The following is a 26,399-nucleotide window of genomic DNA, read 5'->3' as shown; positions in this document are numbered from 1 at the left end:
CCTGCCGCCGCCGCCTGCAATGCCCTCATCCACGCATCTGACCATCCAGCAGCTGTTCGACGACACCAGGGAGGCGCTGCAGCTCGGCTGGTTCGCCGGCTTTCCCGGCGGCGAACGCCGCATTTCCGGCGACGCCACTTCCGCGGCCGACCAGGTAGGCCATCTCAACCTGATCCACCCCGGCCGGCTGCAGGTGTTCGGACACCAGGAAATCCAGTACTACAACAAGCTGTCCCCGGCCTCGCGCAAGTATCAGACGGAAGAACTGGTAGCCGGCGAGCCGCCGGCCTTCATCATTGCCCAAGGCCTGGAAACCCCGCCCTACATCCTTGCCATCTGCGACGAAAAGAACATTCCGCTGTTCTCGACGCCGCTGCCGGCCGCGCAGGTCATCGATTACCTGCGCGTCTACCTGTCCAAGGAACTCGCCCAGCGCATCACCATGCACGGCGTTTTCATGGATGTGCTCGGCGTCGGCGTGCTGATCACCGGCGAATCCGGCCTCGGCAAGAGCGAGCTGGGGCTGGAACTGGTTTCCCGCAACCACGGCCTGGTGGCGGACGACGCCGTCGAATTCTCGCGCATCGCACCCAACATGATCGAGGGCCGCTGCCCGCCGCTGCTGCAGAACCTGCTCGAAGTACGCGGCCTCGGCCTGCTGGACATCAAGACCATCTTCGGCGAAACTGCAGTGCGCCGCAAAATGCGGCTCAAGCTGATCGTCCATCTGGTCCGGCGCAGCACGCTCGAGGAAAACTACGAGCGCCTGCCCCTGCACTCCCAGACCGAAGAAGTGCTCGGCCTGGCGATCCGCAAGGTCATCATCCCGGTCGAGGCCGGCCGCAACCTCGCGGTCCTGCTGGAAGCGGCGGTGCGCAACACCATCCTTCAACTGCGCGGAATCGATACCCTGAAGGAATTCATGGAGCGCCAGCAGAAGGCGATGGGCAACGATTAACCTGGAACGGCCGCGAAAGCTGCCGCAGCAGCCGGAATGCAACAGTCTTTTCCCGCTACAAGGTTTCAATTCAGCACATAAAATCCCCAAAGCGCGCTTGGGGTATGATTGATGCCATGCGCATTATCCTTATTACGGGCATTTCCGGCTCGGGTAAATCGGTCGGACTGAATGCTCTCGAAGATGCAGGCTATTTCTGCGTCGACAATCTGCCTCCCAAGCTGTTGCGTCACTTGGTTGAAACCCGCCAGGAAGAAGGCGGCGACAATCTTGCCGTGGCGGTCGATGCCCGCAGCGCCGCCTCCCTGGCCGGCCTGCCGGCCGACATCCGTGTGCTCAAAGAAGAGGGGCACGATGTCAAGGTCCTGTTTCTCACCGCAAAGACCGAGTCGCTGATCACCCGCTTCTCGGAAACCCGCCGCAGCCATCCGCTGTCGCACCGGGTGCCGCCCGAGGCCGGACACGAGCAGCCGACCCTGACCGAGTGCATCCTGCGCGAGCGGGAAATGATGTCGACCATCGAAGGCATCGGCCATGTGATCGACACCTCCGGCCTGTCGGCGAACAAGCTGCGGGCATGGATCAAGGATCTGGTCGAAACCGACCGCACGCCGCTGACCCTGCTCTTCGAGTCCTTCGCCTTCAAGTTCGGCGTACCGCTGGATGCCGACCTGGTCTTCGATGTGCGGGTCCTGCCCAATCCCTACTACGACACGGCGCTGCGCCCGTTCACCGGGCGCGACGAGCCCGTCATCGCCTTTCTCGATACCCAGGCCCATGTCGCCGAACTGCTGGCCGACATCCGCAACTTCGTCGAGAAGTGGCTGCCGGCGTTCAAGAATGACAACCGCAGCTACCTGACGGTCGCCATCGGCTGCACCGGCGGCCAGCATCGTTCGGTGTACATGGTCGAACAGCTGGCCAGGCACTTCCGTGCGACCGAGCGCGTCCTGCTGCGCCACCGCGAACTCAACTGAGCATTCACTCTCACCATGCCGCCCGATGACGAATGGATCCCGCTGTTCCCGCTGAAGACGGTGCTCTTCCCCGGCGGCGTGCTGCCGCTCAAGGTCTTCGAGACCCGCTACATCGACATGGTGCGTGATTGCATGAAACGCAACGCGCCGTTCGGCGTGGTGCTGATCAAGGCGGGACAGGAAGTCGGACAGGCGGCAGAGCCGGAAGACGTCGGCTGCCTCGCGGCCATCACCGACTGGGACATGGAAAACCTGGGCGTGATGATGCTGCGCACCGAAGGCGGAGAGCGCTTCCGCATTCTTGAAACCCGTGTGCGCGCCGACCAGCGGCTTGAAGCGCGCATCGGCATGCTGCCGGCCGATGCGTCGCCGCCTGTCAGCGACATGCATGTCGAATGCGCAACGGCGCTGAAGTCCGTCATCGAGGAAGTCGATCAACAGGGCCGCCAGGAAGAAGGCGGCAAGTTCATCAGCCCGTTCGCGCAGCCCATTCGCCTTGACAGCGCCGGATGGGTCGCCAACCGCTGGTGCGAGATCCTGCCCATTCCCCTGAAGGCGAAGCAGAAGCTGCTCGAGCTGGACGATGCGCAGACGCGCTTGTCAATCGTTCATCAATACCTGAAGCAGCACCAGATCCTCTGACCGCTGCGCGGGCATGCCTTAGAGCGGTTTGCAGGTCCGTGTAGGGATCGCGCAGCTCCGGGAACCGGTTGACTGCTAGGCACGGCGACGCGTCGTAGCGGGGCTACGGCAAGGAGGACTCGGCGTCCCCCCGTAACAACGCAGGCGACCGGTTCCCGGAGCTGCCCGAAGGGTTCGAACCAAAAGGGGCACATTGCGTCGTTGCGATGCTTGCGCAGGGGGCCACCCTGTGCGGCGCACCGCGCCTAGCACTGCACCCCTTTTGACCGGGGCGGCGATCCGCTCGAACGCGACCCTATACGGACCTGCAACCCGCTCTGGCAGCTGCCCGAGCGCTTCGCCTGTCCGCCGGTGTGCCATTTGCGAGAAGCGCATTTCACGCGCCCGCGCCGTTCTTTCTTTTCTTCCACTCGTTTGTTACTGCGCAAAATCGCGGACCGGCATTCATAGGATAAATGCACAGTCGCCTCGCCGTTCCATTATTCCCAAAGCCCGCAAGTCCCGAACCGACATTATCTTGAGCGCTAACCCTATGCTTCTGGATGACGCACGCGAAACCATGCGGACAGAATCCATCAACCGCCGCAAGAATATGCCGTCAGTGCGTATTCCGCAGATCTCGCCCATCAGCCTGATCTCGCTGCTGTACGCGCTCAGCCTTTACATCTTCTATCGTCAGGGCTTCATCAGCGGCGCCACCTTCATCGGCGTGGCCGCCATCGTGCTGGGTTTCGTCGTGCTGTTCTACGGGATTTTTCGATTCGGATTCAACCAGCGCTTCCGCGAACCCAGCCTGATGCTGCCGCAGCTGACGGCTTCGCTGCTCATCATGCTGGCGGCGGCCTATGTCGAGCGTGCCACCCAGATGGCGCTCGTTCCCTTCATGCTGATCGCCTTCTCCTTCGGGATCTTCCGCCTGTCGACTGCATCGCTGATCGGGCTGTCCCTTGCCTGCGTGAGTGCTTATCTGGCGATCATCGTGCTGCGCGGCCAGGCGGAAGGCTATGTCCAGGGGTTTCGCGCCGACCTGGTGCAGTGGTGCGTGCTGGCCCTGACCTTGCCAAGCATGATCCTGGTCGGGAAACAGATCCAGAACATGCGCCAGCTGCTGCGCGCGACCAAGTACCAGCTCGAACATTACGAGGAAAAATCCGCCCGCGACGAACTGACCGGCCTGTACAACCGCCGCCAGCTGCAGGCCGAACTGGCGCAGGCCAAGCTGCATGCCGACACTTCGGGAGCGCCGTTTTCGATTTGCCTGATCGACATCGACCACTTCAAGGAAATCAATGACAGGAACGGCCACCTGGTCGGCGACACCATCCTGAAGGACTTTTCGAGGACGGCGCGGGAAAGCATCCGCGACACCGACATCCTGGGCCGCTACGGCGGCGATGAATTCCTGCTGATCCTGCCCGATACCGGCATCAAGGGCGCGGTGATGCATGCCGAGCGCCTGCGCGTGTATGCGCATTTCCTGGATTTCCAGAAGATTCTGGTCCAGAAGAACATCTCGCTTTCGATCGGCGTGACCGAATATCGCAGCGGAGAAAAGATCACGGACATGATTTCACGCGCCGACTCGGCGCTGTATCAATCCAAGCAGATGGGCCGCAACCGGGTGGAGTGGATAGACAGTCAATAAACCGTCTATCCAACCGTACGCCTACACACTCCACTTCAGCCCTTCAGCAAGGCACTTCTCCAGTAGCCAAGTTCAGGACAGCAGGTCGGGCTCGCCGAAGATCGCCAGCAGGAGCTTCTTCACCGGCGCCGGCAACGGCGCATCGGCCAGACGGTCGACCGGATACCAGACCCGGTTGCCCTCTCCCGCGAATTCACTGCGGCTGTCCAGCCGTATGTGATACGGCCATACATGCAGCTTGTAATGCGTGAAGACATGGGTGAAAGGCTGCAGCCTGTCAAAGGACCGCGGCAATCCGTAATTCGCTGCCTCGGGCGCAAGCCGCTCTTCCCTGGCGGCCGCATCGGCGTCGTCGGGGCTGAGCACATCGATCTCGGGCAGCGACAGCAGGCCGCCCCATATGCCGCTGTCGGGACGCTGCTCAAGCAGAACATGCGTGCGGTCGGCAATGACCAGCATCGTCGTGCTCTTCTCCGGCACCGCCTTCTTCGGCCTTGGCGTCGGCAGCAGGTGCGTGCGTCCGGTCGCCCTCGCCACGCATTGCTCCGCCAGCGGACAGCGCTCGCAGGCCGGCCTGCCGCGCGTGCAAAGCGTCGCGCCCAGATCCATCAGGCCTTGCGTGTAGGATCCGACGTCCTGCTCCGGCAGCAGGGCGACGGCGCGCAGCCATAACTGGTCCTCGATCGGTTTCGATCCCGGAAAGCCTTCAATGCCGAATACCCGGCAGAACACGCGCTTGACGTTACCGTCCAAAATCGCGGCGCGCGTGCCGTAGGCGAAGGCGCTGATCGCCGCCGCCGTGGAGCGGCCGATGCCCGGCAGTTCGGCGAGCAAACCCGGATCGCTTGGAAACACGCCGCCGTATTCGGCAACGACGCGCTGCGCGCAGCGATGCAGATTGCGCGCGCGGGTGTAGTAGCCCAGCCCGCTCCAGTGCGCCATCACATCTTCGGATGGCGCTTCGGCGAGCGCCCGGACATCGGGAAAGCGCTCCAGGAAGCGCTGATAATAGGGAATCACCGCCGCCACCTGCGTCTGCTGGAGCATGATCTCCGACAGCCAGATGCGGTAGGCGTCGCGGGTATTCTGCCAGGGGAGTGAATGCCGTCCATGCTGCTTCTGCCAGCGGATGACCGCCTCGGAAAACGCCGGATCGGAATAATCGGCGGCATGGCTTGCGCCGCGGGAGCGAACCCGCTTCGCGCCGGACGTCGACGGGTCCGGCGCCTTGACAACCTGTTTCATCCTAAGCGGCAGCCTTCAATACCGAGAGGTCCGTGGTGATGGCATTCCTGAGCTCGGATTCCAGCAGCGAGAGCGTTTTCCTGCGGGAGTCGAGATCTGCCTGCAGCTGCTCCAGCGCTTCCACTTTTTCTTCCAGGCTTTCGGTCGCCATGTGAATCCGCTCGATCGACTGCCGGCGCTTCTTCAGCTGCGCCTTGTGCTCCCAGATCTGCGCCTCGAGCGGCGCCATCACGACTTTCAGCCAGGCTTCCACATCGCGGTTGGCCTGCAGGAAGCTCTGCTTGACGCGCGATGCGATCGAATCGAAGAACTTGGTCATCAGCACGACCTGCGGCGTCGTCAGGATGGCCGCGGTGCCGAACTGCTTGTGGTACACGCCTTCGATCAGCTCGATCTCCTTCAGGTACTTGTCCAGCGAGAACGGCATGGGCGCCGACAAGGCCAGACCATGTTCCGTTGAAAACTTGCGGTACATGATCGTCATCATTTCGGTGATTTCCTCGGTCTTGCGGCCGGAGGCGGCGATATTGCTGCGAATGCGGGCGAAGAAGTCCCTGACCGCCGCGCGCAGGCCGGTGGAAAACTTGCTCCTTTCCATGGCGTCGCGGGTCAGCGCGATATCTTCCTTCAGGATGTCCATGCCGAGACTGGTGAAGACTTCCGTGGACAGGCGGGTAAAGACGGCGCGCGTGCCCTGCAGTTTCAGGAGGCTGCTGTCGAAATCCTTCTTCTCCAGGTCGACACGCTTCATCATGTGTTCGATGATGGTCTGGTTCTTCCCGCGCAGGCTCTTGAGTTCGACCAGCTGTTCGACCACGTTGCGCGAACGCGATGCCAGCAGGGCCTGCTTGGCGGCGGTCATTTCATTCAGGTCGGCCAGCAGCTGTTCCCGCACGATCTCCTGCTTGCTGGGAATCAGCTCGGCGGACAGGGCCGATTCCAGCAGCGGCAGGCGGCTTTTCGCCAGCAGTGCCGGATCGCTGTTGACCTTGCCCACCAATCCCTTTTGCGCGGAAATCGGGAACACCTGGTCGGAAGTCAGGCCCAGCGTCTGCGCCACGGTGTCGACCTGGCGGGCGATCTGCTGCTCGACTTCACTCGCGCTGCGCAGTTCGTCCCACATGCTGTCGATCTTGTTCAGCACCACCATGCGCGCCGGACCGGAGCCGATATGGTCGCGCCAGACGTCGATATCGCTCCTGGTGACGCCGGTGTCGGCGGCCAGGATGAACAGCACCGCGTGCGCATTCGGAATCAGGTTCAGCGTCAGTTCGGGTTCGGTGCCGATGGCATTCAGTCCCGGGGTATCGATGATCACCAGGCCCTGCTTGAGCAGGGGATGCGGGAAATTGACGATGGCATGCCGCCACTGCGATATCTCGACCAAGCCGTTCTGGTCCACCGAGAGCGCGGCATCGGGATCGTCGTCCTGATACAGGCCGTAGCGCCTGGCATCGTCGATGCTGACGCGCTTGGTCAGGCTGACCTGCTTGAAGGCTTCGAGCATGCCTTCGGTCGAGGAAATGTCGAGCGGCAGCACGGTCCAGACATGGCTCTGCTCCTTGAAATCGCTGGTGGAGGCGGCTTCCGCCCGGGTTTCGATCGGCAGCAGGCGGATCGACGGCGGGAAAGTCTCGTCATACAGCAGTTCGGTCGGGCACATCGTCGTGCGCCCGGCCGACGACGGCAGGATGCGCTGGCCGTAATCGGCGAAGAAGATGGCGTTGATCAGTTCCGACTTGCCGCGGGAGAACTCGGCGACGAAGGCGATCGACAGCTTGTCGTCGGTCAGCCTGGCCTGCAGCCGCGCAAAGCGCTGGTCGCTCGCGGCATCGGCCAGATCCGATGCGCCGACGCAGGCGCGATAGCGTTCCAAGGATGCCAGCACGCCGTTGCGCCAGCCACTGTACTCTTGGAAGCGTTGTACCAGTTCACTCACAGTTTCCCCAATTCATCTGAGTTGTAGCCAAGAATCTAGCACCCGCCACTACTTTTGACAATTTGGGCAATAAAAAGTGGAGCGCTGGCCCTGTTTCAGTTGGCGAATATCCACACCGCAATTCCGGCAAGGCTGCCCGGTACGGTCGTAGACGAAGTAGGTTTGCTGAAAGTAACCGGGCTGACCATCCACCGCCATGAAGTCGCGCAGCGTGCTGCCGCCCTTTTCTATCGCAGCTGCCAGCGTCTCGCGGATGGCGATCGCCAGCTTTTCATAACGCGCCAGTCCTATCCTGTGCGCCGGCGTTTTGGGGTTGATGCCGGCCTTGAACAGGCTTTCGGATGCATAGATGTTGCCGACGCCGACCACGATGTCCCCTGCCAGCAACACCTGCTTGATCGGCGCGCTGCGCCTACGGGTCTCCCGATACAGCAGCAGCGCCGTGAAGGCATCCTCCAGCGGTTCCACGCCCAGGCTGCGCAGCAGGATATGGTCTTCCACCGCGCCGTCGTCATGCGCATGCCAGAGCACGGCGCCGAAACGGCGCGGATCGGTCATGCGCAGCAGTTGATCGCCGACAAGCAGGTCGAAATGATCATGCTTCTGCGGCGGCTCGCCGGCTTGCAAGATTCGCAAATGCCCCGACATTCCCAGATGGACGATCAGCGTTCCATGGTCGAACACGATCAGCAGGTATTTTCCGCGGCGGCCGGTCCTGAGAATTTGCCGGCCATGCAGCAATTGAGCGAGGTCGGCCGGAAACGGCCAGCGCAAGCCGGTATGCCGCAGCGTCACCCCGGTGACCGTGCGACCTTCCAGGTGCGGAGCGACGCCGCGCCGCGTGACCTCGACTTCAGGTAATTCAGGCATGGTTGGAAAGACTATTCTTTGTAGAAAGACAAATTTGATGGGGAACAAGCATGTTATGACTAGACTCAGTCACTAACCCAAGTCCATTCATAGTTGGGGGCGAGGTCGCCAAATGAAAGCACGCCGCCTCCGGTTCCACCCATCGGGCAAATACTGCAAGCTTCGGCGTAGAATTGGAATCTGCCTGATTAGCCGGGAATATCCCTTGAAAAACACTCTTCTCATTGTAACTCTGTCGATCGGACTATCGGCCTGCGCCACCGGCGGCATGAATGCGGCCTCGGCGCTCGCGCAGGCTCCAGCAGCCACCCGGACGGCAGATGCCGCAGCCGCCGAGGCCTCGGCGGCGCGCAAGCCGGCAGTCGCGGCACGCCGCACGGGCAGCAGCGCCGCGGAGCAGAACGAGGAAGAAGGCTTGCCGTCGGTGCAATTAACCGACGAGCTGCTCTACAAGCTGCTTGCATCGGAATTCGCCGTCCAGCGCGGCGAATGGCAGACCGCCTATGTCACCATGCTGGGCGCCGCCCAGCAGACGCGCGATCCCCGCCTGGCAAAGCGGGCCGCGGAAATCGCGCTCAGCGCCAAGCAGCCGGACGAGGCCATGAATGCCGTGCGGCTGTGGCGCAGCCTGGCGCCCAACTCCGACGAAGCGACTCAGTATTACCTGAGCTTCATCATCCTCGGCGACAACCTCGCCGAAGCCAAGCCGATTCTGGAACAGCGCCTGAAGGAAGCGCGTCCGCAGACGCGCGGACTGCTGGCCTTCCAGATGCAGCGGCTGCTGGCCCGCGCCAAGGACAAGGCAGCGGCGCTGGCTCTGCTCGACGAGGTCCTGGCTCCTTATCTCGACATGCCCGAGGCCCATCTGGCGCTCGCCCAGGGCGCCTTCGCCGCAGGCGACAGCCAGCGCGCCCGCAGGGAAGCGCAACTGGCGCTCAAGGCCAAGCCCGACTCGGAAATCGCTGCGCTGGCACTGGCTCAGGTGACGCCTGACAAGACAGAAGCAGGAAAGATTCTGCAGGACTTCATTGCAAAGAATCCGAAGACGCGGGAAGTGCGCCTGGCTTACGCTCGCATGCTGGTCGAGCAGAAGGAATATGCGAAGGCACGCGCCCAGTTCGAAGCGCTGCTGAAGGAGCAGCCCGATGACCTGACATCGCTCTACGCGCTCGGCGTGCTGGAAGTCCAGGCCAATGAACTCAAGGCCGCCGAGCAGCACCTGACGACCTACCTGAAGGTGCTGGCCGCCAACCCCGACGAGGAACGCGATTCGTCGCAGGCGCTGCTGCTGCTGGCGCAGATCGCGGAAGAGCGCAAGGACACCGAAGGCGTTCTCAAATGGCTGTCGCAGATCGAGCCGGGCGACGCGTATCTCAACGCCCAGCTCAAGCGCGCCCAGGTCATCGCCAAGCGCGACCTGCCCGGCGCGCGGCGCCTCTTGCATGAGATCAATGTCAGCGGTGAGCGCGAGCATGCCCAGGTACTGCTGGCCGAGGCGCAACTGCTGCGCGATGCGAATCAGGTGCCGGAAGCGATGCGCATATTGCAGGAAGCGCTCAAGCAATTCCCGGACAACACCGACCTGCTGTACGACTATGCAATGCTTGCGGAAAAGAGCAGCCAATGGGACGCGATGGAAACGTCGCTGCGCAAGATCATCCAGCTGGCGCCGGCGAACCATCACGCCTACAACGCCCTCGGCTATTCGCTGGCCGAGCGCAATCTCCGGCTCGAAGAGGCCTATACGCTGATCGACAAGGCGCTCAAGCTTGCACCGGATGATCCCTTCATCATGGATAGCATGGGCTGGGTGCAGTTCAGGCTGGGAAGGCTGAAGGAGGCGGAAGCCCTGCTGCGCCGCGCCTATGAAATCCGTCCGGATGTCGAGATTGCCGCCCATCTCGGCGAGGTTCTCTGGGTCAAGGGGCAGCGCGCCGATGCCGAGAAGCTCTGGCGCGATGCCCGCAAGAAGGATCCGCAGAACGACACGCTGAAGAACACACTGGCGCGGCTCAACGTAAATCTATGACATCGTTCCCGAACTGGCGGCGCACGCTGACCGCGGCGCTGCTGCCGCTGCTTGCCGCCTGCAGCAGCCTTCCTCCTTCGCCGTCATCGACGGCACCGCTTGCTACCCAGTCCGCCGAACGCCGCCTCGCCGAAAATATCGAACTGGGCGGCCGCCTGTCGGTGCGCTACCAGGGTCCGCAGAAGGAAGAGGCCGTGCACGGCAGCTTTACCTGGATGCAGACGCCTTCGCAGACCAGGATCACCCTGCTTTCTCCGCTGGGTCAGACCATCGCGCTCATCGACGTATCACCGCAGGGAGCCAGCCTCACCCAAGCCGGACAGCCCGCGCGGCATGCTCCCGATGTCGATGCCCTGACCGCACAAACGCTCGGATGGCCATTGCCGGTTTCCGGACTGCGCGAATGGCTGCAGGGCATTGCGCAAACAGCATCCGGACAGCGCTTTGTCGCCACGCCGCAGCAAAGCGAAGTTGTGACTACGGACGGCTGGCAGATACGCTATGCGAACTGGCAGCCGGACGATACTCCTCCTCCGCAAGCAAGACCCAAACGCATCGATCTCGTCCGCAATACGCAGCAGGCCGGGGACGTTTCCATCCGCATCGCAATCGACTCATGGCAAGAACACTGAACAACTGCCCGGCCCCCGCAAAACTCAATCTCTTTCTGCATGTGACCGGACGCCGCGCCGACGGCTACCATTTGCTGCAGACTGCCTTCCAGCTGCTCGACCGGGGCGACACGCTGCACTTTTCGGTGCGCGACGACGGCACGGTCCGGCGCACGACCGACGTGCCGGGCGTTGCCGAAGCCGACGATCTGATCGTGCGTGCCGCGCGCCTGCTGCAGGCGGCAACGGGAACGTCGCTTGGCGCCGACATCGGTATCGACAAGCTGCTGCCCATGGGCGGCGGCCTGGGCGGCGGCTCGTCCGATGCGGCGACGGCGCTGATTGCATTGAATCATTTATGGGAAACCGGGCTGGAGCGCCGGGCACTGATGCAGCTCGGCGTGCAGCTCGGCGCCGACGTGCCCTTCTTCATCTTCGGCACCAATGCGTTTGCCGAGGGCATCGGTGAGGAACTAACCCGGATTTCGACGCCCAAACTTTGGTACATTGTCATCGAACCCGGCATCGCCGCACCGACCGCAGCAATATTTTCCGATCCGGAATTGACAAGAGATACGAAAGCCGTCAGAATAACGGACTTTCCTGAAGCGACAAATCAATTCGGGAAAAACGACCTGCAAGTCGTGGCGACCAAGCTGTTTCCGCCGATTGACGAAGCGCTGCAATGGCTACGACAATATGGCGATGCAAGGATGACTGGTTCGGGTGCATGTGTGTTTTGCGCCTTTTCGGAAGAGCATGAAGCTGATGAAGTGCTTCACGTTTTTCGAAACACCGGACGTTCGAGCTGGAAAGCATGGAAAGCCCAGGCGATCGAGCATCACCCGCTCTCGTATTTGCTGGGTCAGCAGTAAGTCAAGGATTCGTTCGATGTTGCCAGCGTATCGGCAAGATTGAACAGACAGGTTGCGTAGGGGAGTCGCCAAGTTGGTCAAGGCACCGGATTTTGATTCCGGCATTCGAAGGTTCGAATCCTTCCTCCTCTGCCATTAAATACAGAAGAAACCAAAAGCCGCCAACGCAAGACGATACGTCAAAGCCTTGGCGGCTTTTCAAATTTTTAACCCTATCTCTCACCTAGGTGTTCCATGGCGCTTGAAAACCTGATGGTCTTTACCGGCAACGCAAACCCGGAGCTGGCCGCGGGAGTGGCCAAGCAGCTTGGCCTCCCGCTCGGCAAGGCGGTGGTCTCCAAGTTCTCCGATGGTGAAGTGATGGTGGAAATCAACGAGAACGTCCGCGGCAAGGATGTCTTCGTCCTGCAGTCGACCTGCGCCCCCACCAATGACAGCCTGATGGAAATCATGCTGATGGTCGATGCCCTCAAGCGCGCATCCGCAGGCCGCATCACCGCAGCCATCCCCTATTTCGGCTACGCCCGCCAGGATCGCCGTCCACGTTCCGCCCGCGTCGCCATCTCGGCCAAAGTCGTTGCCAACATGCTGCAGCAGGTCGGCGTCGAGCGCGTCCTGATCATGGACCTGCATGCAGACCAGATCCAGGGCTTCTTCGATATCCCGGTCGACAACATCTACGCATCGCCCATCCTGCTGTCCGACCTGGTGGCCAAGAATTACGATGACCTGCTGGTCGTGTCGCCGGACGTCGGCGGCGTGGTTCGCGCCCGCGCACTGGCGAAGCGCCTGAACTGCGATCTCGCCATCATCGACAAGCGCCGTCCCAAGGCCAATGTTTCCGAAGTGATGCATATCATCGGTGAAGTCGAAGGCCGCAACTGCGTCATCATGGACGACATGGTCGATACCGCGGGCACGCTGACCAAGGCAGCCGAAGTGCTGAAGGCACGCGGCGCCAAGAAAGTGGTGGCCTACTGTACCCACCCGGTGCTGTCGGGCCCGGCCATCGAGCGCATCGCCACTTCCCCGCTGGATGAGCTGGTCGTCACCGACACCATCCCGCTGACAGCCGCTGCCCGGGCATGCCCGAAGATCCGCCAGCTGACCGCTGCGGAACTGCTGGCCGAAACTTTCAAGCGCATCACCAAGGGCGACTCGGTCAGCTCGCTCTTCATCGACTAAGCATCAGAATTTCCCTGCGGCCCTTTCGGGTCGCAGGTTTTTTACGTCCCCTGGTCGCGGGGGGCGTCAACGCAGGGCAGCGCCCTGCCATTACTGGAGTATCAAAATGAAAGTTGTTGCATTCCCACGCAAAGAGCAGGGGTCCGGAGCGAGCCGCCGCCTGCGCAATGCTGGCCAGACACCGGGCATCATCTACGGTGGCACGGCTGCACCGGTCGCTATCGCTCTCGATCACAATGCGCTGTTCCACGCCCTGAAGAAAGAAGCTTTCCACTCGTCGATCCTCGACATGGAAATCGAAGGCAAGGTTGAGAAAGTCCTGCTGCGCGACTTCCAGATGCACGCATTCAAGCAGCTGGTCCTGCACGCCGACTTCCAGCGCGTCGACCAGAACCAGAAGATCCACGTCAAGGTGCCGCTGCACTTCGTGAACGCTGAAATTTCGCCGGCCGTCAAGCTGTCCAGCGCGGTGATCAGCCACGTGGTCAACGAACTGGACGTCAGCTGCCTGCCGGGCGATCTGCCCGAGTTCGTCGAAGTCGACCTGTCCAATGTCGAAGCCGGCGCATCCGTGCACCTGTCCGACATCAAGCTGCCCAACGGCGTTACCGCTGTGCTGCACGGCCAGGACAACCCGACCATCGCAACTGCAAGCATTCCTGCCGGCCAGGTTTCGGCTGACGACGCTGCTGCCGAAGGCGAAGCGAAGTAATCGGTTGTTACCGCATCAAGAGAACCCTGCCCTCGCGGCAGGGTTTTTTATTTGCGCCGCCTGAAATTGCATCGCTGGCAATCCAGGGCCGGCGGCCATTCCCGCAGATGTTGGACGATAGCCGCCGACTTCCCCGATAATCGCAATTTTTACTCCGCGCCAACATGCCGCCATGCGTCCTCCTGCGGCAGAAGCGCCTTCAAGCATGCCTATCCGCCTGATTGTGGGTCTCGGTAATCCGGGGCCCGACTATGAACAGACACGCCATAACGCCGGCTTCTGGCTGGTTGACCAGCTGGCCGGAAACCGGCTGGCGCGCGAATCGCGCTACAACGCCCTCGCCGCGAAAACCAGCATTGCGGGACAGGAAGTCTGGCTGCTCGAGCCGCAAACCTTCATGAACCGCTCCGGCCAGTCCGTCGGCGCGCTTGCGCGCTTCTACAAGATTCCTGCCGACGACATTCTCGTGGTGCACGACGAACTCGATCTCCCGCCGGGCTCGGCGAAGATCAAGAAGGGCGGCTCCTCCGGCGGGCACAACGGCCTCAAGGACATCACCGCTGCCCTCGGCACGCAGGATTACTGGCGCCTGCGCATCGGCATCGGCCATCCGCGCACCCTGAACCTGCAGCAGCCTGTGGTGGACTTCGTGCTGCACCGCCCGCGCAAGGAAGAGCAGCCGCTGATCGACGAAGCCATCGGCAAGAGCATCGACGTCATTCCCATGCTCTGCGAGGGCAAGTTCGAAGCAGCGATGATGAAGCTGCACTCGGCGAAATGAGTCCGCTTGCCATTCACGCCGGGGTAAAAGCCCTTGCGCATCTGCGTGAACATGGATTGCGCGCGCGGGACGTGGCGATTGTTCCGGGCGCTGCCGGCGGACCCAAGGGCCTGATCCTGCAAAAGCTCGATCAATGGCTGTTCGGCAGCTGGCTGCCTTCCGCGCCGCGCGAGCGCACCCTGATCGGCGCTTCCATCGGCGCCTGGCGCATGGCTGCCGCCTGCCATCCCGAGCCGGAGGCAGCCTTCGAGCGCCTGGGCGACCTCTACTGCGAGCAGACCTATCCCCACCGCCCTTCGGCAGCTTATGTGACGCAGACCTGCAACAACGTTCTCGGCGGCCTCATTTCCGGCGGCGAAAAGGCACTGACCTCTCATCCCCGGCATCGGCTGCAGATTATCGTCTCGCGCGGACGCGGGCTGCTGAAGACGCCGGGCCGCAAGCTCGGAGTCGGTGCCGGGTTCAGCCTTGCGGTGCTCGGCAATCTGACTTCCCGTTCGCAGCTCGCGCGCCATCTCGCCCGCGTGGTCATCGGCGACCAGCGCGACCCCGCCTTCTGGCTCAAGGCAAAATTCGATGCCTTCGACACCCAGTTCGCTCCCCTGACGCCGGACAACCTGCAAAGCGCACTGCTAGCCTCGGGCACGCTGCCGTTCACGATGGAGCCGGTGCGCGACATTCCGATGGCGCCCGCCGGCGCCTACTGGGACGGCGGCCTGATCGATTACCACTTGGCCCTGCCCTACTCCCGGATTGCGCACAATCCCGCTGGCGGCCTGGTGCTCTATCCGCATTTCAACAACTATCTCGTGCCCGGCTGGCTGGACAAGTCCCTGCCATGGCGGCGCGCGCACCGCGGACCCAATCGCGACTGGCTGGACAATGTCATCCTGATCTCGCCGTCGCAGTCGTTCCTGCAGACACTGCCCCTAGGGAAACTTCCCGACCGCAACGATTTCCGCTATCACGGCCTGAATCATGCTGCCCGCGTCCGCAACTGGAAGCTGGCCATCAGCGAAGGCGAACGCCTGCGTGACGCCCTGGCAAGCTTCATTGACAAGCCGGATCCGGCCTTGGTGCAGCCGATCTGACACGCGGCCCAATGCCTCCATGGCGGGCGACGGGCTACGGTAGAATACCGGGTTAATTTCCAATACTGAGCGAAGTACATACCATGAGTCTCAAATGCGGCATCGTCGGCCTGCCTAACGTCGGCAAATCCACCCTGTTCAACGCGCTGACCAAAGCAGGCATCGCTGCGGAAAATTATCCTTTCTGCACCATCGAGCCCAACGTCGGCATCGTCGAAGTGCCGGATCCGCGCCTCAAGCAGCTTGCGGAGATCGTCAAGCCCGAGCGCATCGTGCCGGCCGTGGTCGAGTTCGTCGACATCGCCGGCCTGGTCGCGGGCGCCTCCAAGGGCGAAGGCCTGGGTAACCAGTTCCTCGCCCATATCCGCGAGACCGATGCCATTGTCAATGTCGTGCGCTGCTTCGAAGATCCGAACGTCGTGCACGTTGCCGGCAAGGTCAGCCCGCTCGACGACATCGCCGTGATCCAGACCGAACTGGCGCTGGCCGACATGGGCACGGTCGAAAAGGCGGTGCAGCGGGAAACCAAGAAAGCCAAGTCGGGCGACAAGGATGCGATCAAGCTGGTCGCCCTGCTCGAGCGCATCCTGCCGCAGCTCAACGACGCCAAGCCGGTAAGGGCCATGGGCCTGGATGCAGAGGAAATGGCCTTGATCAAGCCGTTCTGCCTGATCACCGCCAAGCCGGCAATGTATGTCGCCAACGTCTCCGACACCGGCTTCACCAACAATCCCCTGCTCGACCAGCTGAGCGCGTATGCGAAGGAGCAGAACGCGCCCATCGTCGCCATCTGCGCCGCGATCGAGGCTGAAATCGCCGACTTGGAAGACGAGGACAAGGGTGCCTTCCTCGCCGACATGGGCATGGAAGAGCCGGGCCTGGACCGCCTGATCCGCGCCGGCTTCAAGCTGCTCGGCCTGCAGACCTACTTCACCGCCGGCGTCAAGGAAGTGCGCGCCTGGACCGTTCCCGTCGGCGCCACGGCACCGCAGGCGGCCGGCGTGATCCACACCGACTTCGAACGCGGCTTCATCCGCGCACAGACCATTGCCTTCGACGACTTCATCGCCTTCAAGGGCGAACAGGGCGCCAAGGAAGCGGGCAAGATGCGCGCCGAAGGAAAGGAATACATCGTCAAGGACGGCGACGTGCTGAATTTCCTGTTCAACGTCTGATTTTCAACGAGCCGTTCCGCAGGCTGGGCCTCAGTCTGCGGACCCCATGGCTGACATCTCGCTGCACGAACGCCTCCATCCCATGCCCATCCTCACCGAACTCAACCTGTATCCCGTCAAGTCCTGCGCCGGCATCTCGCTGCGCGAGGCCACGCTGACCGCCGCCGGCCTGATGAGCGAACACATCTATGATCGCGAATGGATGGTCGTCGATGCGCAGGGAAATTACATGACGCAGCGCGACTTCCCGCGCATGGCGCTGATCGCGCCGCGCATCAAGGCCGACACGCTGGAACTGCGCGCGCCCGGCATGCTGCGCCTGGAAGTGCCGCTCGGCCTGCCGGACCCGGAAGACGAAAAGACGCTTGCCGTCAGGATCTGGGATGAGGAGCTGAAAGCTTACGACTGCGACGAGGTGACCGCCACTTGGTTCTCGAAATTCCTCGGCGTGCCGTGCCGGCTGGTGCGCTTCCATGCCGAAGCCAAGCGCCTTGCCAACCCCAAATGGACCGAAGGCGTCGAAGCGCCCACCCTGTTCTCGGACGGCTATCCGATGCTGGTGATTTCACAGGCTTCGCTTGACGACCTGAACGGCAAGCTGCAGGCGCAGGGCCGCCCTGCGCTGCCGATGAACCGGTTCCGGCCCAACATCGTGATCGGCGGCGTCGAAGCCTTCGAAGAGGATTACGCCGCTTCGTTCAATATCGGCAATGCCGTTCTCAAGCCTGTGAAGCCCTGCCCGCGCTGCCCCATGCCTGCGATCGACCAGGCGACCGGCGAAGTCGGACCTGACCCGCTCGACATTCTGCAGACCTATCGCGTCAATCCCAAAGTCGACGGCGGAATTGCGTTCGGCATGAACACCATCCTGCTTCAGGGCGAAGGCCAGTTGTTGAAAGTCGGGCAAGACATTGAACTGACGCTGGCATTCTAAGCCACAACCATCCCGCTCAAAGCTGGCTCAAAGCCTTGTGAGCCGCGGTCCGGCACGGTACCATGCGGAAATATTCTGGCCGCACATGCCGTTCCACGTCCTACGCCCCAAGTCCTGAGAGTGAGCTTCGCCGATGATGCAAGATCTGGTGAATGAAAACCGGAGGCTGCGCGAGCAGCTGGCGCAGCTATTGGCGCAGGCGCAGCAGAACCAGGACATCCTGCAGCGGCACCAGGCCTTCGATCTGCAGTTCATCTCGGCCGACAGCTTTCGCGAGCTGCTGCATACGGTTTTCCATACCTTCGCCAAGTCCGCCGGGCTCGATGTGGTCACGCTGTCCCTGCTGGACCCGGACTACGATATCCGCCGCATCTTGGTCGACCTCAACATCCGCCTGACGGAACTGCCGCACCTGCTGTTCATGCAGGAGGAGTCCGAATTCGGCGAGCTGGCGGAGCGCCTCGCCAGGCCGGTGCTCGGCACCTATGCCGAACAGCTGCACGGCTGCCTGTATCCGGAGCCGATCACGCCGCCGGCGAGCGTGGCAGTGTTGCCGCTGATACGGCATGGCCGGCTGATCGGCAGCATGAATCTCGGCAGCGCCGACGGCTTGCGCTTCGCGCCCAACCTGAGCACGGAATTCATCCAGCACCTCGCCTCCATCGTGGCGATCTGCGTCGAGAACGTGATCAACACCGAGCGCCTCAAGCACATCGGCCTCACCGATCCGCTGACCGGCGTGAACAACCGCCGCTATATCGAACGGCGGCTGCTGGAGGAGATCGGCCGCTCGCGGCGCCAAGGGTATGCGCTGTCGTGCATGTACATCGACATCGACCACTTCAAGCAGATCAACGACCGCATCGGCCATCAGGCCGGCGACGAGGTGCTGCGCAGCGTGGCGGCGCGCATCAAGGCCGAGCTGCGCCTGAGCGATGCGCTGGGCCGGTTCGGGGGAGAGGAATTCATCGTGCTGCTGATCGATACCGAACAGCCGGACGCAATCAACGTGGCCGAGCGCATCAGGCTCGGCATCGCGGAACATCCGGTCGTGCTGATCAACGGCGACAAGCTCGATGTGACGGTATCGCTGGGCGTGGCCGCGCTGGAGTCGCCGGTGACCGAAGGCGCGGTGGAAGCCGTCTCGCAAAGGCTGGTGGCCCGCGCCGACGGGGCGCTTTACAAGGCAAAGCAGTCGGGCCGCAACCGGGTGGTTGCGGCCTAGCCGGCCTGCCGAACATACCAGGCCTAGTTTCCGCCGGCTTCGGCTTTGGCCGCCGCCTCGGCCTGCAGGCGTTCGTATTTCGCGTGCAGCTGCTCCGGTGTTTCCCGCCATGCGGGATTGAAGGGAATGCACTCCACCGGACAGATCTGCTGGCACTGGGGCACGTCAAAGTGACCGACGCACTCGGTGCACTTGTTCGGATCGATCTCGTAAATTTCCGGACCCATGTAAATCGCGTCGTTCGGGCACTCGGGCTCGCATACGTCGCAATTGATGCATTCGTCCGTAATCATTAATGCCATGGCAACCTCTATGGTCGCTGCGGGAGCGCAGGCGCTGCTGCACCGCGGCCTTCCGGCCTTCGGCGCCGTATCAGCCCTGCTTGCCGCCCGCAGCCATCTTGTCCTTCAGCCACTTCTCGACCGAAGGGAAAACGAATTTGGAGACATCGCCGCCCAGCGTCGCGATCTCGCGCACGATGGTGCCCGAGATGAACTGGTACTGGTCCGACGGCGTCAGGAACAGGGTTTCGACGTCCGGCAGCAGGTAGCGGTTCATGCCGGCCATCTGGAATTCATATTCGAAGTCGGACACCGCCCGCAGGCCGCGCACGATCACGCGCGCATCGTTGGCGCGCACGAAGTCCTTGAGCAGACCGGAGAAGCTTTCAACCTGCACGTTGGGATAATGGCCAAGCACTTCATTGGCGATCGACAGCCGCTCGTCGAGCGAAAAGAAGGGCCGCTTGTTCTTGCTGTCGGCGACGCCGACGACCAGCTTGTCGAACAGTCCCGATGCGCGCCGTACCAGATCTTCATGGCCGCGCGTGAGTGGATCGAACGTGCCCGGATAAACTGCTGTGACCATCTTGGCTCCCTGTCCAGTTACGAAACAAAATTGGAACGCGCATTATGCCTCAATTTCGGGCGCCCTATTGCGATGCAGCAAGTGGTAGAACACCATGCCCGCCTTGTCCGCCCTGACCGCCGACCAGCCCTGCAGCCATTCGGGCGTGTCTTCGCCGTCCAGCGGCGTTTCAGCTTCAGCATATACCAAGCCGCCATCGGCAAGTAGGCGGCTGCACAAAGGCAGTATTTTTACCAGCCAGTCCTGATGATACGGCGGGTCGAGGAAGATGAGCTGGAAGCGTTCGCCGCGCGCCGCCAGTGCCTGCGCGGCGGCCAAAGCGTCGCCGCGGCGCACGCGCACCTGTTCGGCCTTGAGCTTGGCAGCATTGGCCTCCAACTGCCTGACGGCAGCCGCATGCTCCTCGACCATCGTCACCGATGCCGCGCCGCGGCTGGCCGCCTCGAAACCGAGCGCGCCGGTGCCGGCGAACAGATCCAGGCAGTTGACCGAGCCCCATGCGCCGTCGAACAGGTGGGTCAGCCAGTTGAAGACGGTTTCGCGCACCCGGTCAGGTGTCGGCCGCAAGCCTTCGGCATCGAGCACCGGCAGCGGCGTGCGCTTCCACTGACCGCCGATGATGCGGACCTGGCGCGCCGGACCGGCGTGCCTCGGTGCAAGCCCGGCGCCGCCCCGCGTGCCTGTCCTGGCCTGCTTACTGGCCATTGCCGACCACCACGGTTGACATCTTGTCCAGCGCCAGCCTGCGGTTGAATGCAGCCTTGATGTCGGCGGCGGTCACCTTGGAGACGTTGGCGGTCCAGGCATCGAGATAGTTCAGCGGCAGGTTGTAGAAACCGATCGCGGCGACGTTGTCGAGAATCTTCTTGTTGTTGTCGATGCGCAGCGCGAAGCCGCCTGTCAGGTTGTCCTTCGCGGCCTTGAGCTCCTGCGGCGTGGGCCCGTCGCGCAGGAAGGCGGAGATGGTATCGCGCACTACGTTGAGCGCATTGCCGGCCTGATCCTTCTGCGTCTGCAAACCAGCCTGGAACGGGCCCGGCTGCGCCATCGGATTGAAGTAGCTGTAGACGCTGTAGGACAGGCCGCGCTTTTCCCGGACTTCGCGTGTCAGCCGCGACACGAATCCGCCGCCGCCCAGCGTGTAATTGCCGACCAGGAGCGGAAAGTAATCCGGGTCGCCTCGCGCGATCGCCGGCATGCCCAGCATGATGTGCGCCTGAGATGCGGGATGGGCGATGTTTTCACTGCGCGCCGGCGCCTGCTCCACCGGCGGCAGCGCAGGCAGCGGGGTGCCCTGCGGCAGGCGCACGGTCAGCTGACGGGCGATGGCATCGGCTTCGGCCCGGCTGATGTCGCCGATGATGGACACGATGGCCCGGTTCGCAACGTAATGCGTGTTGTGAAAGGCCACCAGGTCATCGCGTGTGATCGATTCCACCGACTGCACCGTCTGCTGCCGGCCATAGGGATGGCTCGGGTACATGAGGCGCCAGAATGCCTTGCTTCCGATCGCCTCGGGCTTGGTGTCCTCCTCCCGGATGGCGGCGATGACACGCGCCTTGTCACGCGCCAGCAGGTTTTCCGGAAAACTCGGATGCGCCAGGATGCGCGCCAGCAACTTGACGGCCGTATCGCGCTCGGGCTGGGACACCAGCGTGCGCAGCGAAGCGCCCGCGCGGTCGCTTCCTGCACCGCCGCCGCGCTGGGCTGCGGTATCGGCCAGGGTGTCGGAAATCTGCGCTTCGCTCATCGCCGGCTCGGCATTGGGCGCGTTGGCAGCGTTGGCAGCGTTGGAGGCATTGGCCGCATCGGCCGTGCCGGTCTCCCGCAGGCCGCGGGCAAGCATGGCATTGGTCAGTTCGGCCACGCCGGCCTTGTCCTGGGGGTCGCGCCGGGAACCGGCATCGAACTCCACGCTGAGGTCGAGCACGGGAATGGAATGGCTCTCGACGAACAGCACGCGGGCGCCGTTGTCCAGGGACCAGGATTGGATCTGGAGGGCGGCGTGCGCCGGCGCAGCACCCACGAACGCCAGGCTAAATGCTAGGAAAAATCGCTTCATCATGTTGGATTCCAGTATCAGTGACGCAAGCCTTTCGGCGGCGGAGCGGCTTTTTTCTCGGACAGCGGCAGGGGCACCAGCGTGGCGACCGTCAGCGCATCGTCGCCGAAGTACTTCTGGGCAACGGCCTGCACCTGTTCCGCGGTGACCGCCCTGAGCTTCTCGATGACGCGGTCGATGTTTTTGTGGGACAGGCCGCTCATTTCCATCACGCCGATTTCCATCGCCTGGCCGAAGATGGAATCGCGCTTGTAGATCTGGCCGGCGACCAGCTGCGCCTTCACGCGCTTCAATTCCTCTTCTGAAATGCCTTCCTTGGCGATGCGATCGACTTCGGCGCGCAGCAGCTTTTCCAATTGCTCCGTCGTGGTGCCGTTGGCCGGCGTGCCGTCGAGAAGGAAGGTGACCGGGCCGCGCGCAATGTTGGAGTAGCCTGCCCCGACCGAATTGGCCACCTTGTCGGTGCGCACCAGCTTGGCGTTCAGGCGGGCGTTGTCGTAGCCGTCGAGAATTGCGGCCAGCACGTCGAGCGCATGCGACTCATCGTCCTTCTCCACATCGCGCAGCGTCGGCACCTTGAACGCCAGCACGACATAAGGGTTTTCCGCCGGCGCCTTGACGACGACCCGGCGCATGCCCTTCTGCTCCGGCTCTTCCTGCGGCCGGGTGGTCGGCACCGCCTTGCGCGGGATCTTGCCGAAATGCTTTTTCGCCAGCGCCAGCACCTGCTTTGCATCGACGTCGCCGGTCACGACCATGACCGCATTGTTCGGTGCGTACCAGCGGTCGTACCAGTTCTTGGCATCCTGGACGGTCATGCTCTGCAGATCGGCCATCCAGCCGACGATGGGATGATGGTAGGGATGCGCCGTGAATGCCGTCGCATTCAGCGTCTCATAAACTTTCGGGATGGGCTGGTCGTCGGTGCGCCAGCGGCGCTCTTCCATGACCACCCGGATTTCCTTCGCAAATTCATCCTTGTCGAACACCAGGTTGGCCATGCGGTCGGCTTCCAGCGTCATCACGTTTTCCAGCTTGGATTTCTCGATCTGCTGGAAATACGCGGTGTAGTCCTTGCTGGTGAAGGCATTTTCGCGGCCGCCCAGCGCCGCCACGCGCTGGCTGAACTCGCCCGGCTTGAGCGTCCTGGTGCCCTTGAACATCATGTGCTCGAGGGCATGCGCCAGGCCGGTGGTGCCGTTCTGCTCATCCATCGATCCGGTCTTGTACCAGATCATGTGGGCCACCGTGGGAGCCCGGTGGTCTTCCTTGACGATGACTTTCATGCCGTTGTCGAGCATGAATTCCTGCGCAACCCTGGTCTCGGCGGCGGCAGGACCCTGTAAGCAGCAGAGAGCCAGCGCCGCCAGCATTGAGGCGATCCGAAATTTCATATTGTGTGCTCTGATAAAATACGGAATTGTTTGATGCAGCGACACGCATTCTGTTGCAATTGCGACGTCGTGCATGAGAAGTGGTTCCGATTGTATCTTCTTTCGGCGACGCGGCTGTCCGCATGCCGGCCGCCTTTCCTTCCCTGTGCCGATGTTTAGTTTCTTCAAGAAAAAATCGAAAGACAATCCTGCGCCTCAGGAAGCAGTGCCCCAGGACGAGGCAAAGGAGCAGACCGCGTCGTCGGACAGCACCGCTGCCGAGGCTCCTGTGCCGGATGCCGCCCCTGCGGAGCAAAAATCGTGGTTCGGCCTGTTCAAGCGCGACGCCGCGGCAATTGAACCGTCCGCGCCCGCCGTGACGGCCACGCCGGCGCCAGCCGCCGATCCGGTTCCGGCAGCGGCTGCGGCCGAAGCCTCCCTCGAAGAGGAAGAAGGCGAGGTTGTTCCGGCGCCCGCCGCGGCACCCGAGGAAAAGCAGTCGTGGATGCGGCGCCTGAAGGCCGGCCTGTCGAAAACCTCGACCAGCTTGACCACGCTGTTCGTCGGCGCCAGGATCGACGACGACCTGTACGAGGAGCTCGAATCCGCCCTGCTGGTATCCGACGCCGGCGTCGAAGCGACCCAGTACATCCTCGATACGCTGAAGAAAAAGGTTAAGAACGAGAAGCTGACCGATGCCGCGCAGGTCAAGGCCGCGCTGCGTACCCTGCTCATCGAGCTGCTGGCGCCGCTGCAAAAGCCGCTGGTGCTCGGCCGCCACCAGCCGCTGGTCATGATGATCGCCGGCGTCAACGGCGCCGGCAAGACCACCACCATCGGCAAGCTGGCCATGCACCTGCAGTCGCACGGCCAGTCGGTGCTGCTGGCGGCGGGGGACACCTTCCGGGCAGCGGCGCGCGAGCAGCTCGCCGTCTGGGGACAGCGCAACAATGTGTCGGTGATCGCGCAGGAATCCGGCGACCCGGCTGCGGTGGCCTTCGATGCCGTGCAGTCGGCGCGCGCCCGCGGCACCAAGGTCGTGATGATCGATACCGCCGGCCGCCTGCCGACCCAGCTGCACCTGATGGAGGAATTGAAAAAGGTGCGCCGTGTCATCGGCAAGGGCATGGAATCGGCGCCGCATGAAGTACTTCTTGTGATTGACGGCAATACCGGCCAGAACGCGCTGGCGCAGGTCAAGGCTTTCGATGATGCGCTCGGCCTGACCGGACTGGTGGTCACCAAGCTCGACGGCACGGCCAAGGGCGGTATCCTGGCCGCCATCGCGAAGACGCGCCCGGTGCCCGTGTATTTCATCGGCGTCGGAGAAAAGATCGAGGACCTGCAGCCCTTCAATGCGGAAGAGTTTGTCGACGCGCTGCTGACATGATCGATTTTCGCCAGGTATCCAAGCAATACGGCAGCAGCGGCAGCGGCAGCGGCCGCAGTAACAACAGCGGTGCCAGCGCCGCGCTGTCCGACGTCAGCCTTTCCATCGAGGCGGGGGAACTGGTTTATCTTGCCGGGCCGTCCGGCGCCGGCAAGTCCACCCTGCTGAAGATGATTGCGGCCATGGAGCGCCCCAGCTCGGGTACGGTGTCGGTCAACGGCCAGGACATCGGCCGGCTGGGCACCTCCGGCATTCCCTATCTGCGCCGCAAGCTTGGGCTGATGTTCCAGCCGGCCAACCTGCTCAACGACCGCAGCGTGCTTGCGAATGTCATGCTGCCGCTGCTGGTTACCGGAGCCAGCCGGCCCGATGCCGACAAGCGTGCGCGCGCCGCCCTCTCCAGGGTCGGACTGGAAGACAAGGCAGCCTCTGAACCTCTTGCCCTCTCGGGCGGCGAGCAGCAGCGGGTAGCGATCGCCCGCGCCATCGTCAACCGTCCGCAGATCATTCTTGCCGACGAACCGACCGCCAACCTCGACCGCGGCACCGCGGACAAGGTCATGGATGCGCTCAGGGCTTTCCACGAGGCCGGCGTCACCTGCGTGATTGCCACCCACGACGAATCCATCCTGCAGGGTGCGAGGCGCGTGATCCGCCTTGAAAAGGGACGCGTCGTGTCCGGACAGGCGGCCAGCCCGGCGCCGGGAGCCATGCCATGAGCTGGATCGCGCAGCATGCCGCCGCCCTGGGCGACGCCGTCCGCCATGTCGTGTCTTCGGCCGGCAGCTTCATCCTCAATGTACTGGTGGTGGCGATTGCCCTCGCCCTGCCCTTTGCCGGATTGACGGTACTGGAAAACATCCGGCCGGTATCCGAGCAGCTGGCGGTGGAGCCGGAAATCAGCATCTTCATGTCGATGGACACACCGCGCGAGCGCTCGTCAGCACTGGCCGGCCAGATCCGCAATGTCGTTCTGGCTTCCGAGAGCACGGGCAGGCTGGAATTCATTCCGAAGGAAAAGGCCCTGGTGCTGCTCAAGGACAAGACCGGTCTCTCCGATACGATCACGGCGCTGGGCGAAAACCCGCTGCCCGATGCCTACGTGCTGAAGCTGTCGGGCGTGCAGAATGCCGGCGATGCGGCGCGCGTGGAAATGCTTGCTTCCAAGCTCAAGGCGCTTCCCGGCGTCGAGTACGTGCAGATCGATTCCGCTTGGGTGAAGCGCCTGGCGGCGCTGATGCATGTGCTGCGCCTGGCATTGCTGTTTCTTGCCGTCACGCTGGGGGTGGTGGTGATTGCCGTCGTATTCAACACCATCCGCCTGCAAGTGATGACGCAGCGTGAAGAAATTGCCGTTGCCCGCATGTTCGGCGCCACCAATGGCTTCATCTGCCGCCCGTTCTATTACTCGGGGGCGCTGCTCGGCGTGCTGGCCGGCGCATTCGCCTTGGGCACGGTCGCACTGGCGCTCAACCCGCTGAACAACGCCATTACGGAATTCGCAAGACTATATGCCTCGGAATTCCGTCTCGTTCCGCTTGATGCAGGGACGCAGATCGGTCTGCTTGCACTGAGCGCCGGACTGGGGCTTGCCGGCGCCCTTCTTTGCGTGCGCCGCCACCTTGCCCGGCTTCCCTGAGCGGGTCTTCATGGCTTTGGCATCTTTTTTGCGTTTGGCTGCTTTTTTGTTTGATACCTCGCAACTTCCAAGCCGCGCTGTGGCCTAAAGTCTCCCTGACGGATTATTCCATTTCTGCAATAGAACGGTCCTATGAGGGTTGTTGAGAACCACGATTAGCACTCTTCATTTGGG

At 62.7% G+C, this 26,399-nt stretch carries 25 protein-coding genes and 1 tRNA gene; 18 read left to right on the top strand and 8 right to left on the bottom strand.

The window, feature by feature from the left end; genetic code table 11:
* The first annotated feature begins 19 nt into the window (after positions 1 to 19).
* The 4 genes from hprK (at position 20) to IGW03_RS00830 (ending at position 4,222) form a co-directional block, all read left to right on the top strand.
* Entirely contained in the window at positions 20 to 958 is a 939-nt protein-coding gene (gene hprK, locus IGW03_RS00845) for an HPr(Ser) kinase/phosphatase (protein WP_194720613.1), read from the top strand.
* 116 nt (positions 959 to 1,074) lie between these two features.
* Positions 1,075 to 1,935 (top strand): RNase adapter RapZ, encoded by an 861-nt coding sequence (rapZ, locus tag IGW03_RS00840; protein WP_194720612.1) that lies wholly within the window; start codon positions 1,075 to 1,077, stop codon positions 1,933 to 1,935.
* Between the two features lie 15 nt (positions 1,936 to 1,950).
* Positions 1,951 to 2,577 (top strand): LON peptidase substrate-binding domain-containing protein, encoded by a 627-nt coding sequence (locus IGW03_RS00835; protein ID WP_194720611.1) that lies wholly within the window; start codon positions 1,951 to 1,953, stop codon positions 2,575 to 2,577.
* A 559-nt stretch (positions 2,578 to 3,136) separates the two neighbouring features.
* Positions 3,137 to 4,222: a GGDEF domain-containing protein gene (locus IGW03_RS00830; protein WP_228534874.1), complete on the top strand. Its 1,086-nt coding sequence runs from the start codon at positions 3,137 to 3,139 to the stop codon at positions 4,220 to 4,222.
* Positions 4,223 to 4,294: 72 nt separating this feature from the next.
* Here the strand turns inward: IGW03_RS00830 and mutY are convergent, their stop codons facing one another.
* From mutY to mutM, 3 genes are read right to left on the bottom strand one after another with little or no spacing between them, the layout of a single operon-like run.
* The gene (mutY, locus tag IGW03_RS00825) at positions 4,295 to 5,467 is read right to left on the bottom strand and encodes an A/G-specific adenine glycosylase (protein ID WP_194720610.1); all 1,173 of its coding nucleotides are present in this window, start codon (positions 5,465 to 5,467) and stop codon (positions 4,295 to 4,297) included.
* Between the two features lies 1 nt (position 5,468).
* Positions 5,469 to 7,406 carry a dynamin family protein gene (locus IGW03_RS00820; protein WP_194720609.1) on the bottom strand — a complete coding sequence of 646 codons (1,938 nt, stop codon included), beginning with the start codon at positions 7,404 to 7,406 and terminating at the stop codon, positions 5,469 to 5,471.
* A gap of 48 nt (positions 7,407 to 7,454) precedes the next feature.
* Positions 7,455 to 8,276 carry a bifunctional DNA-formamidopyrimidine glycosylase/DNA-(apurinic or apyrimidinic site) lyase gene (gene mutM / locus IGW03_RS00815; protein WP_194720608.1) on the bottom strand — a complete coding sequence of 274 codons (822 nt, stop codon included), beginning with the start codon at positions 8,274 to 8,276 and terminating at the stop codon, positions 7,455 to 7,457.
* Positions 8,277 to 8,481: 205 nt separating this feature from the next.
* Between mutM and IGW03_RS00810 the strand changes: the two genes are divergently transcribed.
* From IGW03_RS00810 to IGW03_RS00760, 11 genes are all read left to right on the top strand, one after another.
* On the top strand, positions 8,482 to 10,305 hold the full coding sequence (locus IGW03_RS00810; protein WP_228534872.1) for a tetratricopeptide repeat protein: 1,824 nt from the start codon (positions 8,482 to 8,484) through the stop codon (positions 10,303 to 10,305).
* Positions 10,302 to 10,937: a lipoprotein insertase outer membrane protein LolB gene (gene lolB, locus IGW03_RS00805; RefSeq protein ID WP_194720607.1), complete on the top strand. Its 636-nt coding sequence runs from the start codon at positions 10,302 to 10,304 to the stop codon at positions 10,935 to 10,937. Before IGW03_RS00810 ends, lolB begins: the two co-directional genes overlap by 4 nt.
* Entirely contained in the window at positions 10,922 to 11,791 is an 870-nt protein-coding gene (gene ispE / locus IGW03_RS00800) for a 4-(cytidine 5'-diphospho)-2-C-methyl-D-erythritol kinase (protein WP_194720606.1), read from the top strand. The genes lolB and ispE overlap by 16 nt, the downstream gene beginning before the upstream one ends.
* Positions 11,792 to 11,849: 58 nt before the next feature.
* Positions 11,850 to 11,926: transfer RNA gene (locus tag IGW03_RS00795), tRNA-Gln, on the top strand.
* A gap of 99 nt (positions 11,927 to 12,025) precedes the next feature.
* Positions 12,026 to 12,976 carry a ribose-phosphate pyrophosphokinase gene (locus IGW03_RS00790; RefSeq protein ID WP_194720605.1) on the top strand — a complete coding sequence of 317 codons (951 nt, stop codon included), beginning with the start codon at positions 12,026 to 12,028 and terminating at the stop codon, positions 12,974 to 12,976.
* Between the two features lie 106 nt (positions 12,977 to 13,082).
* Entirely contained in the window at positions 13,083 to 13,688 is a 606-nt protein-coding gene (locus IGW03_RS00785; RefSeq protein ID WP_194720604.1) for a 50S ribosomal protein L25/general stress protein Ctc, read from the top strand.
* 205 nt (positions 13,689 to 13,893) lie between these two features.
* Positions 13,894 to 14,469 (top strand): aminoacyl-tRNA hydrolase, encoded by a 576-nt coding sequence (gene pth, locus IGW03_RS00780; RefSeq protein ID WP_194720603.1) that lies wholly within the window; start codon positions 13,894 to 13,896, stop codon positions 14,467 to 14,469.
* On the top strand, positions 14,466 to 15,560 hold the full coding sequence (locus IGW03_RS00775; RefSeq protein ID WP_194720602.1) for a patatin-like phospholipase family protein: 1,095 nt from the start codon (positions 14,466 to 14,468) through the stop codon (positions 15,558 to 15,560). Before pth ends, IGW03_RS00775 begins: the two co-directional genes overlap by 4 nt.
* Before the next feature lie 83 nt (positions 15,561 to 15,643).
* On the top strand, positions 15,644 to 16,735 hold the full coding sequence (ychF, locus tag IGW03_RS00770) for a redox-regulated ATPase YchF (RefSeq protein ID WP_194720601.1): 1,092 nt from the start codon (positions 15,644 to 15,646) through the stop codon (positions 16,733 to 16,735).
* A gap of 82 nt (positions 16,736 to 16,817) precedes the next feature.
* A complete protein-coding gene (locus tag IGW03_RS00765; RefSeq protein WP_194721175.1) occupies positions 16,818 to 17,669 on the top strand; it encodes an MOSC domain-containing protein in 852 nt (283 codons plus the stop codon).
* Positions 17,670 to 17,802: 133 nt separating this feature from the next.
* Positions 17,803 to 18,894 (top strand): GGDEF domain-containing protein, encoded by a 1,092-nt coding sequence (locus IGW03_RS00760; protein WP_194720600.1) that lies wholly within the window; start codon positions 17,803 to 17,805, stop codon positions 18,892 to 18,894.
* 23 nt (positions 18,895 to 18,917) lie between these two features.
* On the opposite strand, the gene IGW03_RS00755 is transcribed toward IGW03_RS00760, so the two are convergent.
* The 5 genes from IGW03_RS00755 to IGW03_RS00735 form a co-directional block, all read right to left on the bottom strand.
* Positions 18,918 to 19,196 (bottom strand): YfhL family 4Fe-4S dicluster ferredoxin, encoded by a 279-nt coding sequence (locus IGW03_RS00755; protein WP_194720599.1) that lies wholly within the window; start codon positions 19,194 to 19,196, stop codon positions 18,918 to 18,920.
* Positions 19,197 to 19,266: 70 nt separating this feature from the next.
* Positions 19,267 to 19,761: a pantetheine-phosphate adenylyltransferase gene (gene coaD / locus IGW03_RS00750; RefSeq protein ID WP_151635491.1), complete on the bottom strand. Its 495-nt coding sequence runs from the start codon at positions 19,759 to 19,761 to the stop codon at positions 19,267 to 19,269.
* 42 nt (positions 19,762 to 19,803) lie between these two features.
* Positions 19,804 to 20,466 carry a 16S rRNA (guanine(966)-N(2))-methyltransferase RsmD gene (gene rsmD, locus IGW03_RS00745; RefSeq protein WP_194720598.1) on the bottom strand — a complete coding sequence of 221 codons (663 nt, stop codon included), beginning with the start codon at positions 20,464 to 20,466 and terminating at the stop codon, positions 19,804 to 19,806.
* Positions 20,456 to 21,823, bottom strand: a complete 1,368-nt coding sequence (locus IGW03_RS00740; RefSeq protein WP_194721174.1) for a M16 family metallopeptidase — start codon at positions 21,821 to 21,823, stop codon at positions 20,456 to 20,458. Before IGW03_RS00740 ends, rsmD begins: the two co-directional genes overlap by 11 nt.
* 17 nt (positions 21,824 to 21,840) lie before the next feature.
* Positions 21,841 to 23,217 carry a M16 family metallopeptidase gene (locus IGW03_RS00735; protein ID WP_194720597.1) on the bottom strand — a complete coding sequence of 459 codons (1,377 nt, stop codon included), beginning with the start codon at positions 23,215 to 23,217 and terminating at the stop codon, positions 21,841 to 21,843.
* A 151-nt stretch (positions 23,218 to 23,368) separates the two neighbouring features.
* On the opposite strand from IGW03_RS00735, the gene ftsY reads away from it, so the two are divergent.
* The 3 genes from ftsY to IGW03_RS00720 are packed head-to-tail and all read left to right on the top strand — an operon-like array spanning position 23,369 to position 26,225.
* The gene (ftsY, locus tag IGW03_RS00730; protein WP_194720596.1) at positions 23,369 to 24,586 is read left to right on the top strand and encodes a signal recognition particle-docking protein FtsY; all 1,218 of its coding nucleotides are present in this window, start codon (positions 23,369 to 23,371) and stop codon (positions 24,584 to 24,586) included.
* On the top strand, positions 24,583 to 25,305 hold the full coding sequence (locus IGW03_RS00725) for a cell division ATP-binding protein FtsE (RefSeq protein ID WP_194720595.1): 723 nt from the start codon (positions 24,583 to 24,585) through the stop codon (positions 25,303 to 25,305). The genes ftsY and IGW03_RS00725 overlap by 4 nt, the downstream gene beginning before the upstream one ends.
* On the top strand, positions 25,302 to 26,225 hold the full coding sequence (locus IGW03_RS00720; protein WP_194720594.1) for a cell division protein FtsX: 924 nt from the start codon (positions 25,302 to 25,304) through the stop codon (positions 26,223 to 26,225). Before IGW03_RS00725 ends, IGW03_RS00720 begins: the two co-directional genes overlap by 4 nt.
* Positions 26,226 to 26,399: the final 174 nt, after the last annotated feature.

This window comes from Noviherbaspirillum malthae (genome assembly GCF_015352985.1).
In the GTDB taxonomy this organism is placed as follows: domain Bacteria; phylum Pseudomonadota; class Gammaproteobacteria; order Burkholderiales; family Burkholderiaceae_D; genus Noviherbaspirillum; species Noviherbaspirillum malthae.
Note: the sequence above shows the minus strand (reverse complement) of the source record. Positions and strands in the feature narration are given on the sequence as shown.